The sequence below is a fragment of the Halalkalicoccus subterraneus genome, assembly GCF_003697815.1.
GTDB classification, from domain to species: Archaea; Halobacteriota; Halobacteria; order Halobacteriales; family Halalkalicoccaceae; genus Halalkalicoccus; species Halalkalicoccus subterraneus.
This window is the reverse complement of sequence record NZ_RDQG01000015.1, coordinates 43,962-58,755: the sequence shown is the minus strand read 5'-3', so window position 1 is coordinate 58,755 and position 14,794 is coordinate 43,962. Positions and strand designations below refer to the sequence as shown.

Sequence of the window (14,794 nt, the reverse complement as noted above, 5' to 3'; positions counted from 1 at the left end):
ACGTTCCCCCCTCACGATCACTCCTCTGAAGGAATTACAAGGGCAGCGGTGACTAACTCTGGCTCTTCTGGTGTGACGTGCTGCTCCTCTTCGAGCTGGCTCAATTCTTTGTCTCGTTGTCGTCGAAGGTGTTCGAGCTCACGCTGGGCATTCCCAATCGGTGCGCTCATATCAGCTCCCTGCTCAGTACGCTGCTGATATGTCTCAAGACGCTCTTCCCACTCCTCGATCTGATCCGTAAAGTAGCGTTCAGCGTGCTTGCGTTTGATTCCGATCTCTCGTTCCCGTTCGGTTCGAGCTTCATCCGCAAACGATTCGACCTCGTCCCACGCTCTCGCTTCGGCTACATCGTAGAGTTGCGATGCTTTCGATGCAAGTTGATCAAGGGTTGAGCCCGAATTAACGACATTGTCGTTCGGCGACAGCGTTTTCTCGAACGTTGGTATCTCTGTTGTGATCGTCTCTTCACGCGTCGCGTACAGCCTAACGAACTTCTCAGTGATCGCATCACCTGTACCCGACACGTATCCAAGCCGGTAGTTAAACAGAATCCCCGGTGTCACCTCGGGGTTCGCCGCTACTTTCACGGCGATTTGGCCCTGGACACGGTTCGAATCGAGACAGTAGTCGATAAGCGACTGGACTAGCGGATGATCGAGTGCGATGAAGTCGACCTCGTCTTCTTCCATCGCGACATCTTTCGTGAACGTTGCCGTGTCGTAGTGGCTCTTGATTTGGTCTCCGGTGAGGACGTTTGGGATCCCAAGACGGAAGATATCACCACTCGATCGAGCAGGTCCAGGACGTACTCCTTTGATCGTCCCACCGAACTCGTCGAAGAACTCCCGGACGAGCGCTTCAATGTCGTCTTCACCCACCTCGCCGTGGCGACTCCGCTCGATGATTTCCAAGATTTCTCGATCTTCATCAGAGAGATCGAACCGATCGCGGATGAGAAAGTCGTTTTCGACCGTTTCGAGCGCTTGCTTTCGCTCTTCGATCGTCGCTTCGATGTCGGCAACTACCTCTTCGGTTGGTCGGCCTTCCGCGATAGCGGCCATGATCGTCTCGTCGAGGTCGACGTTCTCGAGAATTCGACCGAGTACGTCTGATCGCATCCCGAGATCGGCCTCGATCTGATCGGTCTTCTCGAGAAGGAGTTCGAGAATATCGCTTTCCCGCGTGTTATCGAAGAAGAGGTTACGTATCTCGACGGTCCGGTCCTGCCCATAGCGGTGGAGTCGACCCATTCGTTGATCGATCCGGATCGGATTCCACGGCAGGTCGTAGTTCACCATAATGTGGGCGAACTGGAGATTGAGACCCTCCTGTGCGGCGTCGGTCGCCAACATCAGATTTGCTTCCTCCTCGAACTTCTCCATCTCTCGACGCCGACGCTCTTGTTCGAGATCGCCGTACACCTGCGCAATATCGTGTTCTGGAAAGACGGTATCACGCAGATACTTGAGCGTGTCCGTGTACTCAGTGAAGATCAGGATCTTCTCGTCAGGGTCCTCGGCGAGAATGCGCTCGACGAATTCCCGGAGGAGTTCTGCCTTGGAATCGGTCTCGATCGCCTTTGCCTGCCGCCAGAGCTGCTTGACGCGTCCGAGTTCCGCATCTATCTGTGATCGATTGAGCGTGATCGTGACGTGTTCAAGGGCCTCCTCAACGCGAGCACGTTCGGCATCGGTGAGCGTCTCGGGCTCCGTGCTGTAGCGCGGGATGAGTTCCTGAACGTCGTCGGGTAGATCTTCGGCAACGGCATCATTTTGGATCGCACGCATTCGGTTTTCGAGCGATTTCCGGATGGCGTGAATGCTCGAGACGAGCCGTTTCTGGTAGATAACCATCGTGAAGCCGGCAGCCTGGTTCTCCTCGTTCTGTGCGAGGTTGTAGTACTCGCGGATGTATTCAGTCACGTCGTTGTAGAGCTCGCGCTCCTCGGGAGTCATCTCAACAGGAAGTGCCTCAATGTTCTTCTCGGGAAACATCCGAGTCCCGTCGGTCTCGTACATATCGTCCTTGAGCCGGCGGATCATCAGATCCTCCAAACCTTTGGGGGTGATCTGGGACTCGTGGCTGAACCGATACGGATCGAGGAGGCTAACAAGGTGATAGAACTGGTCAGATTTTCCTTTGTGTGGTGTCCCAGTGAGCAGGAGAAGCGCATTCGAGTTGTTCGCGACGGCCTCGCCAACCATGTAGCGTTGTGTGCGTTCAGTCGAGTCATCGCTCGAACGGCGGGCAGTCAGGTGGTGCGCCTCGTCGAACACGGCAATGTCCCATTCCTCTTCGAGATTGTGCAGGGCTTCGAGTACGTCATCCTGTTTGGCGAAGTCGATCGACGTGATGATACGGTCTTCCTGTTGCCAGACGTTCTGGTTCGGATGTGACTGACGATACGTCTGAACGGTGTTGCGATCATAGAGGATGAAGTTCCGGTCGAACTTCTCGCGGAGCTCCTCTTGCCACTGGACGGCCAGCGGTGCGGGGGCGACGATAAGTACCCGTTCGGCGCGTCCTCGGGCGATGAGTTCCTCAATGACGATCCCAGCCTCGATGGTCTTTCCGAGGCCGACCTCGTCGCCGACGAGATAGCGGTGGTCGTAGGAGTTCAGGATCTCGTAGGCGGCTTGGACCTGATAGGGTTCGATCTCGATGCGGTTGTTCGTCAGCGAGAGGAACCGGTCGTACCGATAGGCAAGGTCGAGACGAGTCGCACGCTCTCGGAGATCGTGGTGGAGCGGGTCGTCAACCTGCTTGGCTGCGAGCCGGTCAACGACGGAGTCGATCCGCTCGATATGGGGTAAGCCGCTTGGGAATTTTCGGAGCTGTCCCTCTGTGGTGTAGACATGAAGGAGTTGACCTCCATTAGGGCGGTTCTCTATTTTCGTGATTTCGCCCTGTCCGCCGGCGAACTTGACGTGGTCGCCGACCTCAAAGTCGGTCATTCGATAACCAGGATTCGATAGTTTCTTGTTCTTCTTTAGTTATATCATATAACTCATATACTAATTCGTCAAGTTCTACCTCAGCCTCCTTCACCTCTGTTTTCAGATCGGATGCTTCCTTCTTTACATCTATGTATCGTTGTAGGTCTGCCTGAGTTCTGTCCGTTTCGGGAAGGGTAAGCTGTTCAAGACGGTCAATCAGAGTTTTTGTCTGAGTCGCGTTTCTTCTAAAGTTAGCAAACCCACTTGCTTCTTCAATTGCATACGGCACAAATTCAGTAATTAGGGCTTCTTCCTCCGGAGATACGCTAATAAAGTCCATTGCTGCCAGTGGCTCACTCCCTGTGTAACCCCACCTATCAATATCATGGTTTTCGGGGTCGCCCGGTTTATACCGAACTGTAACTTGGAGTTGCAACTTTCCAGGCTTTTTTACAACGTTACCAGACTGAATGCGTAATCCTTCCCTCGTAGACTCATCCTCGACTAACGTTGACGTAGCAAGCCCTTCCGAAGGTGTATACAGTTCACTCAACTCCTGGCCATCGAAGCTAGAACTCGATGTGGCAATATAATCAAACAGGTTGAGATTAAGCTGTCTATAGGTAGTGCTCGCTTGGACCGCCGCCTCAACTTCGGTTACTATTTGTTCCTTTATATCTTCCTCCGGACTTTCGACAATTGATAATTTTTTCAGGAATTGAGTATTATATTCGTAGTAACCACCCCTCTTCGGAACCGATCTAGTTTTCAGATCGAATTCAAGCAGGCTCGAATTCAGTAGACCGAGGAGATATTTCATGTCGATCTCTTTTGGGTGGATACCAAATGCCTTCGTATTGAAGTAGTAACCCTCCGAATCAAAGCAGAACACGTTCTTGTCGGAGATTTCCTGAACTAGGATTTTATCATCACTAAACACACTCGTCTCACGAGGCCGCCAAAGTTCGTACCACTCTTTATTTACATCTTCATAGTAAGATCGGCCCTTCAGCTCGTCTCGTTTTTTGAGCAAATAATCGTACGTGTTTGGGAAGTCATTGTCCAACCTTTCTTCAGGGATTAGTTGGTCTTCTACAGTATAAGGGTAGAACACCCTAGTTTCAGGACTATCCATACTCCACCGAGAAACATCCTCACCGCGCGCCAGTGGACGCCAAAGCTCGGTTTCAAGATTGCGTTCACTTACCTCGTCTTCCGAAAGTAGGAACACGGAGTCCTTACTTGTCACTAATCCTTGTCGAATTCCAGCAGTAACGTCTTCAAGGGAGACAGACTGTTCCCTCAGCTTTCCAAGGGCTTGGACTTGGTTTTCGGTAAGGAATTGCCAAGGATCAGCAGTTAGAACGTCGGTGAGGATCTCGGAGTAATCCGGTTCTGAGTATTCAAGTAAGTCAGCAAGTTGCTTGTCTTTACTTAATTTCTTATAATATGCAGTATTAGAAGATTGCCTATCGAATATTACTGTACAGGTGAAATTAGTGGCATCACCAAAAATCTGTAGATGTTGGAAATCAAGAAGAGTCCTCAGTGAAGTATTGTTGACTAAGTATTGACGGAGATCCCGGCCGTAGTCCCTCTTCATAAACATTGAGGGAACAATGAATGAAACCATTCTTCTGGACAATCGGATAGCATCCTCCATAAAGGGTATATAGACGTCGAATTTCCCATTGCAGGTTGAATGGAGAGGCTCAATCAAGTCTTTTTGACTTTGTGGAAGTGTTTTGAAGTCAACATAGGGAGGATTACCGACAATGGCGTCGAATCCGGGTTCATTTTTTGGAGAACCATCCTGATTATAGAATACTTCTGGATATTCTAATTTCCAGTGAAAATACCGAGCTTTATCGCCCCATCTTTGTGAATCTTGAAACCATTGTGAAGCTGCCAAGTCGCTCCACTTCTGATCGTCTTCTAGAGCAGCAGCCATCCGCTTTTGAGCGTCTAAGGGAACATTACTCAGACCGACCCGTTTGGCCACCTGAACGTTCGCCATCGACTCCAGCCGCTGTCGAAGCTTGTTTCGCTCAAACTCGTCGTACTTGGACTCCATCTCCTTGACGTCCGCGAGTTCCTGGTTCTCAATAGCGATGAAATCCTCGTAGATCCGCATCAGCTGCTCAATAGTCCCTTTCCGAGCTACACCGAAGTCTGCGAGAGAAGCGTTCTGCTCGTCACCACCACCTTCTGACTCTAGTTCCTCGATCTCTTCAATGTCACTTCCAACGAGCGAGTTTCCGGTCTTCAGGTGATGATCAAGGAAGGCAAGCGGCTGTTCAGCGGCGAGCGTTCGCAGCCACAGAGATACCTTGGCCAACTCGACGGCGAGCGGGTTCAGGTCTACTCCGTAGATACAACGCTGGGCAACTTGGCGGCGAGCCCAGTTAATGTCGTGGTCTTCGTCGACAGTCTCGATTCCCTGCTGTGCAGCCTGCTTCTCCTGAGCGTCGATGATTTCGCGGGCCAGGTAGTCGACAGCGTTCGTAAGGAAATGCCCGCTCCCCATTGCTGGATCGAGAACCTTCAGATCGAATACACGGTTGGCGAACTGCTCGGCAAACCCTCGTTCGTCGCCACGCGCACTCTGTCCAACGAGGTCTTCGCGAATGTCGTCAACCAGTGGTTCGAGCGTATTATCGACGATATATTCGACGACGTATTCCGGTGTGTAGTAGGACCCAGTCGCTTTCCGCTCACCAGAGCCTGTTGTAAGATAGACCTCTCCTGCTTCCACGATGATCTCATCGTCTTCGTCGGGAATTACGTACTCTCCATCGTCGAGTGCCAACGGCTCGTCGGCTACGTTGAGCTGATACTCAAGGAGCCCTTCATAGATGCTTCCGAGGTGGCGCACGTCGAGTGACGAGTAGTCGACGAATATCTTTCCACCCTCGCTCTGACTACGAGTAAGCAGTTCGATTACGCGGGCGAGATACGCGTCACCGACCTCGTGATTGGCGAGAAACCGTGCTTCTTGGCTGTCGTTTGCATCTGGATTTGTACGGAAGAGCCCACCGTTGTAGGCTGGAATATAGAGGTCTTCCTCCGGAATACCGCGAGACTTACTCCCTTGGTCGATGAGTTTGAACAGCTCCTCTAAGCGGGACCAGAGGTTATCCTGCCAGTTTCGGTACTTAGGATCCGCGCTATCGAGCTCCTCGGCAATCTCCTGTTTGAGTGAGTTCAGGCTGTATGACTGCTCGTAGATCTCGTTGTCCGTATTGAGCAGGTCACGTCCTTCACTCTCGGCATACAGGACGAAAATCAGCCGATACAGGTAGATGAGTGAGCTATCGTGTATCCGATCGAGATCATCCTCGTTGAGATCATTCTCAGGATACTGGAGGAATCCTTCAGAGAGGACCTTAATCGCGTCGTAGATGTTGTCCTGGAGGTCCTCCCCTAACTCCTGTGCGAAGACGTTGCTCTCCCCGTAGACGTCGTCCAGGAAACTATCTCCGCTTGCGTCCTTGAGAAATGCTTCGTGGCGGAAAAACAAGTAGAAATATTTGAAGTCCTCGATATCGCCCTTTTCCAGGACAGTCGGAAGGTCGATCTCGTAGTACGAGTCCAGCCGATGGCTCGTGGGGCCATAGTACAGCCGCCATTTCTGTCCGTCAGTCAGAACCGCCCAGCGGGCGTCTGTCTCTTGAAGGTAGACATGAATCTGATAGCTGGGGTTCTCGAAGTCACGCTCATGTTCACCACTCCCACGCGTGTCGAGCGGGCGTCCCCAGCGTTTCGCGTCTGCAACGGCGACGGTATTCTCGTAGAAGTCGCCACCCTCTTCACGACGTTCGAACGCGCCACGAGCCGCTTGCTCTGATTCGAAGAAGCCGTAATCGGGCCGACGCTGGGTCCGGCTGGTACTCTCTTCGACCTCGAATGGAATACCCAGCTTCCGGAACATCGGCCGGATGAACTTCTCTTCGAGCTGGGATTCGTTACGCTTGGGTGCTGTATTCTTTTCGCGCTCCCAGAGCTCGTTGATTTCCTCGTATGCCTCGCTGAGCTCGTCCTCGCTAATCTCGTCCCATTCTTCGGTTTCAGGGAGGTGCTCGTCAAGATAGTAGTTAGAAAAGAGGTCTCGGTTCGTTCGGTAGCTAAGTGCTGTCTGCATGGTGGTTAAACTGGAGTGACGATGAGGAACTGATCGGAGTCTTTGCTGTTGATCAGCGCATGTGCGATCTCTTTGGTCTCAGCGACATCGATCTCGATTGTGTCGCCGATTTCAATTTCGAGTTCGCTGAGTTCGGATCCGGAGAGATTGACGCGACCGGAGTGCCCGGTATTCCGGCCGACTTGCTTGCGGGCCATTAGTACTGTTTGAGATGCTTTCAACCAGAGTATATAGTCTTTCGTTAGACTATACTGAATTGATGGTATTTTATCATGTCGCGTGTAGTAGACTCACTTCGAGATCGAGAAGGCGAGAAGGTAAGTTGAAATCCGCATTGGTTTGGTCACTATTCGCCTCTCATCTGTCGTGTTCATACTAATGTTGCCACATTAAATGACGATATATCGATTGGCTAGAAGGTTTCGGTCACCTGCCCTTCGAGAAGGTAGCATACCAGACTATCTAAGAATGGTCGTATACCTGGATAACTATAGAAGCCGAAATGGTTCAGAGACCGGGTATCAAAACACACTCATTAGCTATCCAAAAAAAATGTTAACTAGAATAGTATTACCGGAACCCTCGCGGCGCTCCAAGTAACGCCGTATTCTCGCCTCCCGTCGGTCGGCTCCGAGACGGGGGTTCTCGCACTGCTCGAGATAGTAGCCCGCCACAAAACACGAGTGGACCGTCTGCCGGGAGTGACGTATCCTCTGGCCAGCTCCTGCCAGCGCTTGTGCCTGCGCTCGCTGGCAAGAAATCATATGGAGAATCAGATTACAGCACGAGTCTCTAACAACTTGAACGATCAAATTGATGCGTTTTCGGATGAAATCGATACGACGAAAGCAGAGGCCGTGCGAACCCTTCTGAAACAGGGGTTTTATTTCAATGGAATTAAATGATAGGATCAGCGTTTGAAAGACAAATTAGCTGCTACGAATCAGCGAATCGACGATACCAAGGAGCTTGTCGAATATATGGAAGAGGAGCGGAAACTCCAAAAACAGCAGCAGAAAGCGAATGTGCCTGTTTGGAGGCGAGCGAAATACTGGATTTTTGGCTTTCTAGACTAATCTAGCCGTAGAGAGACCTATATCCCCATAGATATTCTATTCTTCAAATGACGATATCTCAGATTCTTCTAGTATCTTAACTAGTTTCAATCCATTTACTGTCTTTACATTTCTTTGTTTAGCAACCTCCCTCGCTTCATTTGTGAATTCGGAGGTTGTGACTACAACGACAGCATCAATCAATTCGTTGCGCATATAGAGTCCGGAGTATTTTTGTATTTCACTGCTTCCAACCTTATTTCCAGCAGAGTATCTTTTCGCCTGAATAAGCTGCCGCTGTTCAAACAGATCATCCCTAATAGCGATAATATCCACCCCCCGATCTGCGGTTCCTGCTGTCAGATTAACTTCCCATCCTTGATTTTTCCAGATATCCGCAACTAAATGCTCAAACTTGTATTCATCCATCTTTTGTAGTCTTTGTAGAGGAGATACATCTGAAATATTAGTCTGAGAACTCTGTAGTGGTTTCTGGTTTATAACCCTGTTTTCAATTTGGGTTTGCACGTTGTCGGAGGTAGATTTGTCTGAGACGATTGTAGGAGGACTTTGCGAAGATATCTGATTCGCAACCTGATTCTCGATTTGATTTTCTATGTAGCTCTTAGCCGAATCGTGGGGTCCTGACGCATTTGCCGGAAATTGATATTCACCTCGATGCGTCTGGTATATGAATCTATAGGTAGTCAATCCTTCTCGCACTTCGATGTCATCAACTATGTTGAATTTGAGATAGAAATGATAGTCTCCATTTTCTCGTCCTACAGTAAAATGAATACCCCGATCGGTGATCCACATCCCACTACGATAGGGATTCATCCAACCGGCTCGGACGATTTTCCCAGTAATATTCACACCCTTAACATCATTGAAAAAGAAATAGTGCGGCTGTTCATCTTCACTGAGGAGATCTATAAATGGCCGATCATTCAGGTAGCCAGCAAGAATTCCACTTCCTACTTTAGTCAATCTTCTTGACTTGATATTGCCTTCTGCATTTGCAGCCAGCTCCTTTGCACGTTTCTTGTTTGATTCTTCCTTCATATTAGATATCAATTAACACACAGTGCCTATTTCCATAGATGCCAAGTGCCTCTCGCACTGCTTTTGATAAACGAGACGTCCTCGCTTGACTATTTTGGCTGTTCCGATTTCGCCCATAGTTAAACAGATATACGGTCTCCACGATAAAGCCGCTCTATGGGATTCAATGGGATAACATGGGATCAGAACAGAAGATAACTCTGTAGAGCAATAGACAAACCTTCTGTATCTAATCACACCGTGGTGTGATATCTTCGCAAAGCCAAAACAGCCAAAATCGTTTCTACTACCGACACTACTACTGTACTATTCTCGGTTTGTTCGTAGTTGTTACTAGAACGGCCTTGCTTACGTGGTTCGCTCTCGCGGATTATTTCTGGAATCGCGCAGAAGCGAACGGAGAGGATCTCAAAACCATATAAATTTATCTGAAATGACCAAAGAGAGAATTTGTGCGACGACAGCTTTTGCCGTGGCTATGGAAGCGTAAATTACTCAAATCTATTCGATGGCTGATGAGAAAGGTCGCGCTTGCAATCCCAATAGGGTTAATTTGTGCGCTTATTTTAGTAATAATACTTGTATTCTTGGGAAGAATTGCAATACCAGAAGCAACGTCTGTTTCAGAAGTGATCTTAAGTGCTTTTCTTTTAATCGCCACAATCATCTATACTTACGCATCTATCCAAATGCAGCAGACTAACCAAGAATTAGTCACAGAAGCCCGTCGTGACCGAGAATATGAACACGTCAAATGGTTTATTGTCTTTGCGATTGATCCCTTAATAGAAGAAATAAGTTCACACCGACATCATGTTGATTCCTTAAGTGTCAACCTTCCAGCTGAGAAAAAGAGAGGTTTTTTACAAAGGTTAATTGACCGAGTTGAGAATGAAGAAAACAAGCTTCATCCCTTCAAATACCGAGAACTCCCACCATGGAATGGGCCAGACTCAGATGATATTTACACAGATTTTGAGGATTTTTGCTTTCGATGCAGCAAGAGAGAACACTTTGACAGACATCTTGGATATGAAATCTCCCGATATCGTAATAATTGGAAAGAATATAGAAAAGATAGGAAAGAGCTGGTCCCAAGATTATCGAGAAAGATTCCGTTTGAATTAGAAAGAAGTGTGGGAAATAAGCGGATGAGAACGGTTATACGCGATGATGTAGCAGATGACTTAGCACACTCACTAGTTACTGGAGAACCACTCAATATTGATGAAAGCGAGGCTTTTTTATCAAGATATGATGTGGAACTCCGTGAAGCAGCTTTTGACCATCCAACAATTCATGGAGCGAGAGAAATAACAAAGAATCAAAAATATATACTAAATTCATTAAAGGAGCTAAGATCATACTGTAAACAGAAATATGGAATCTTCGAATATGATATAGAGTCGATGAAAAAGAAATAGTAAATTTGACATTCTGCTACCAATAAGATACTTAGGGTTACTCTTAGTAAGAGCGTTGGTCAAGGACGTACGATGGTGGTGAGACAATCGAGCTGCTGAACCCGTATGACGGTGGAGCTGATTGAGTTGAGACGGGGGACGATTGTCCGCCTCCTGATGAACCGTCAGTAAAATATAAGTGTTAAGTCTGACAATTATCGAATACAGATATAAAATCTGTATTCCATATAATGGCCCCCGTGAGTGCAGTGAGATCCACTGTGTAGCCAGGAATACAGTGTTTGCTAGTCCCCCGGCCCCAGTCCCGGCGAGATGCTGACGCGATGACTGTCGGGATGATCATAGACAGGGCGTAGTAAGCGGGCTGCGTTCAGCTGTAGCCTGGCTTCTGTCTTAGGAATAGGCTTATACTTCCATGAACGCTCGTTGTTGGTACAGGACGTTTAGACCTAGGCGGGCTTCTGGTCCGTCTACACCAAGCAATAGCGAGTATATTTAGATCGTCTCGGCGTGCGAAATGTCTGATGACCACGCGAGGCCCATGACAGGCTGATTTCTCTCATTTGGCAGTTGATTGGATTCTAAGCAATTCCAATCCTTTACAGGATTTCAGGTGTGAGTGGTAGTCACACAGATACGGAACTCGCTAAACAGTCACCCACTACATCGGGTTGCTGGTCCGATAGAGGTGGCTCCAGTAGATCTGTCATAGATCTACGAGACGCTACAGCTCCTTTAACGGAGGAGTTTGTACTTCTGGGGGAGAGTCTGCGATTTTTCTGTAGGTCAATCTGTCATATTGTCGGCTATTACAATAGAAGTGAGCGGTAGGCGCAGAGCGGCGGCTTACGATAATAGCGCGGTACTTTTGGAGGACATAGTTTGTCACGAGATACATCAACCCGGTCTTCAGGGGATCGGGAAGATACATCTCTCTCGCCCAGTTCTTTTCTGTGGACGATCGACCTTTTCTCTCAGCTTTTTCTCGCTCTATTCTTCGTGGCACTGGGATTTGCGGCTTGGTGGTTCCTCTCAGAGTGGGTGGCGATCCCGATATTCTGCCAGGCGATGGTGCAGTTCCAGAATCTGATTGGACTTGTTCGGGAGCGAGTAGAGGGTGATAGTGTATGAATTGTCAGAGATTTAGAGGTGAGAAAATAGCCGAAAAGGATTGCCTACTGTTACGAGCAGCACAGGCAGTCTTAGACCTATCCGCGTGACGCGCGCTCGTGAATATTGATGAAACGAGGAGAAGATTCTTCAACTTGAGGAGAGGGCGATGTCGTCTAAATTACAGGCGCAGAAGCGGCGAGAAGCCGACTCGAAGCAGAGGCCACCACGAGAGGCGTCCAAGCACGCCAATCAGGCGGTTCATTCTGAACCATAGATTTATTCGGCTCTCTTCAGACCCGTTTGCTGTGCAATTCATCGATGAATCCGTGTGTCTCAGAGGGTGTTATCCGCACGAAGCTCCGACTCTCGATGGTCCTGAAGACGAGGTTCAAGTCCGCTGTCTCACGTGTGGATGGGATCAACGACTCACAATCGAGCGGCTCAAAGACTCTGACATCAAGTACTGGGTCTGTCGAGAGGATCGCTGTCTCAATATTCTCGCACTCTATCGCGATGCGGTCATCCATCAGCCGATAGAACTGCTTCAATTCCCGGGAAACTTCGTTCAACATCGAATTCACGAGCCCCGGGATATCGGCGGTATCACCGTCGACTCATCGAATCGGACCCGGATGACCGATGCCGTCTGGTTGGCGAACTGGGCAGCGAAGGCCACCGTCGATCACATCGGCCGCTTTCGAATCGGCATCCACAGCGCGATCCTTGCGTTGGATGGAGGAGATGTCGTTGGCTACCTCGCCTACTGTCCAACGAGCGATGAAACCGAGTTAGTGCTTCGCCATCTCTATCTCGCAGAATCCTATCGAAACCAGGGCATCGGCAGCGCACTTGTTAAGTTCTGGTGGGACGAGATCGGTGCGCCTTGGTACGGCGAAGAGGCGGCTAACCACTACTTCGTTGAGAGTCCGAATTCGGCGATGAAAGAGGTGCTGCGATCGGTCGGCCACGCGAAAGGGGATGACGGTCCGAACGCCCACATCCATCAGGTGATGTAGGACTAGCGAGCGTCACTGCCAGAAATCCTGACTAGTAATACCAATAGGTAGCACTCGATAGTCTCTCTCCTAATCTCATCTGTTTTTCTCGTTGCTCGAGTCAGCCGATATAGCGGGTAATGACACGCTTTGCGTTCCGCCGGTAGTTGCCTTTCAATTTTTCTTCAAGGAACTGAGTAAGTCCCTCCTGGAGTGAAGGAAGGCTAGATATGTTGGTCAAATTGAAGTATAGTAATACTTATTATAGTGGATATTTATTTTGATTGTGGAAGGAAGATCTTGACGAAGGGCCCTAGGGTCAAACCTTTGGCCTGGGGATAGGCACCCTCCGCAATGTGAACACGAGATATCTCGTGAAAAAGACCACAACGGGGCTCATGGTGCTTCCGTTGGGCGCGGTCGGGTGGCTGCTCGCGAAGCGGACTGTCAGCTGATCCCTGATGGTCGCAGCAGGCGGGAGGACCCTTCCCTGTACGCTCTAAAGTAGGGGAAGTGCTGCCTCGACATAGCCCCTTAGGCGAAATGACGGGGTTGTTCGCCTGGCCGAATTCCACTCATGCGATGAGAACTGCATATACCTTCTGTCGAAAACTCAGAGAGCCATATCGCCATTACACCGTCCCTGCCGTCGCGCCCGCCGGCGCTCTGGCAGAATACGGTACTGCGTTCAGATATCAGCGGATACCTAAAAGGAAGGGTTCTCTCACACAAGTCGGAGGTAGTCCTGGTCGGGCGAGTAGATCTCGCCCTTGTCGCGGAGCTTCTGAATCTCGTGCTTGGTCCGCTTCGGTGGCATGCCCTCCTGCTCAGCACGCTGGTAAACTTTCTCCGCGGGGGCACCGAGCCTGCCGTCGTCTATCTCCTGCAGGTCGTGGACGATCGTCTTGATCGCCGTCACGCGTTCGTGATCCACCTTCGCTTGTCCAGTCTCGTTTACCTCAACGTCGTATTCACCCTCCTCCTCCTCAGTGGCGACGCCGAGCTGCTCGAGACAGTCTTGGATTAGATCCAAGACGTCGGTGAGGTGGCGTTCCTCAACTGTCTCAGAGGTGGTGAGACGGGCGTTCGCCTCGACTAATCGCCGCACCGCGTTAGGATGGATCTGCAGCGAGACGCCTGCCTCCTCAATGGCCTCGTTCAGGTGGTGAGTGGAGGCGGCGATCTCCTCGGCCAGCGCGTCGGAGACTGTCGGCGTGATCATCCGCACAGCGTCGAGATACTCTGCGGCCTCATCGACAGTGAACGCCTCGTTGTCGTACGAGAGTGGCTCAGGCGAGGAACTCGCCGCGACGAGGTCGACCTTCGAAGAAATCTCACCGTACGGTGAGATCTGCTCAATCAGTGGCTCATACGAATCCCAATGGCCGTATTTCGGCGTATCAATCAGGAGATGACTCGCGTGGTTTTCGAGATGCTCGTGGATGCCGGATTTGGTCACAGTGTGAGTGCCCGAATCGAGCAGGCCACCGAGTGCCCGCACCGATTGGTGGCTGAGATCGCCCGCTTGATAGATGAAATACCAGTCGTACTGATCATCAAGGAGGACACCATTTTCAAGCGAGCGTCCGGAGGCATTGGCGAACAACCCGCTGAAGCTCACGTCGGTCCCGTTGATCGTCGTACTGGTGGGCGTCAGTTCGGAAAGAAGCTCGAGGAGCCCAGTCTGATCTACAATTGGATCGACGACCAGCTGGAGATTGATCTCACCGCGGACAGTTTTGCCGTTCTCGGTCCGAGTACAGCCGCCGGCCAGCTGGAGTGCGAGCAGCCGTTGAAGACGTTCGGAGATGCCGTAGTCGTTCAACAGTGCCAGCAAGCGTTTATAGTCATCTCCGGAATCAGCAGGAGTTTCGGACACGTCAGAGGCCATGTTGTATCGCCACTACGCCGTCAGAAAGTGCTAACGTTCCGACCGAGAATGTCTTGCGGTCGCTAGGTGGCCAAGGTAATCGAGCGAGTCCCGTCCCCTACGCCAATCTCCTTTTGAGATATATTCTTTCATCCCCAGAACCAGTACACCAGAACCCTCGCAGCACTCCAAGAA

At 50.2% G+C, this 14,794-nt stretch carries 7 protein-coding genes; 2 read left to right on the top strand and 5 right to left on the bottom strand.

The features are described 5' to 3' along the window. Nucleotides 1-17: 17 nt before the first annotated feature. The 4 genes from EAO80_RS03895 to EAO80_RS03880 form a co-directional block, all read right to left on the bottom strand. On the bottom strand, nucleotides 18-2,954 hold the full coding sequence (locus EAO80_RS03895) for a DEAD/DEAH box helicase (protein WP_122088628.1): 2,937 nt from the start codon (nucleotides 2,952-2,954) through the stop codon (nucleotides 18-20). Next, nucleotides 2,941-7,077, bottom strand: a complete 4,137-nt coding sequence (locus EAO80_RS03890) for a class I SAM-dependent DNA methyltransferase (RefSeq protein ID WP_122088627.1) — start codon at nucleotides 7,075-7,077, stop codon at nucleotides 2,941-2,943. Before EAO80_RS03890 ends, EAO80_RS03895 begins: the two co-directional genes overlap by 14 nt. Before the next feature lie 5 nt (nucleotides 7,078-7,082). Then, nucleotides 7,083-7,274, bottom strand: a complete 192-nt coding sequence (locus EAO80_RS03885; RefSeq protein ID WP_122088626.1) for a hypothetical protein — start codon at nucleotides 7,272-7,274, stop codon at nucleotides 7,083-7,085. Between the two features lie 915 nt (nucleotides 7,275-8,189). Then, the gene (locus EAO80_RS03880; protein ID WP_122088625.1) at nucleotides 8,190-9,197 is read right to left on the bottom strand and encodes a restriction endonuclease; all 1,008 of its coding nucleotides are present in this window, start codon (nucleotides 9,195-9,197) and stop codon (nucleotides 8,190-8,192) included. A gap of 515 nt (nucleotides 9,198-9,712) precedes the next feature. Here EAO80_RS03880 and EAO80_RS19450 point away from each other — a divergent pair. Together EAO80_RS19450 and EAO80_RS19445 are read left to right on the top strand one after the other, a co-directional pair. Beyond that, nucleotides 9,713-10,621 carry a hypothetical protein gene (locus EAO80_RS19450; protein ID WP_162993863.1) on the top strand — a complete coding sequence of 303 codons (909 nt, stop codon included), beginning with the start codon at nucleotides 9,713-9,715 and terminating at the stop codon, nucleotides 10,619-10,621. 1,418 nt (nucleotides 10,622-12,039) lie between these two features. After that, nucleotides 12,040-12,750 carry a GNAT family N-acetyltransferase gene (locus EAO80_RS19445; protein WP_162993862.1) on the top strand — a complete coding sequence of 237 codons (711 nt, stop codon included), beginning with the start codon at nucleotides 12,040-12,042 and terminating at the stop codon, nucleotides 12,748-12,750. 703 nt (nucleotides 12,751-13,453) lie between these two features. Here EAO80_RS19445 and EAO80_RS03860 read toward each other — a convergent pair. Continuing rightward, a complete protein-coding gene (locus EAO80_RS03860; RefSeq protein WP_122088621.1) occupies nucleotides 13,454-14,620 on the bottom strand; it encodes a minichromosome maintenance protein MCM in 1,167 nt (388 codons plus the stop codon). Nucleotides 14,621-14,794 lie beyond the last annotated feature (174 nt).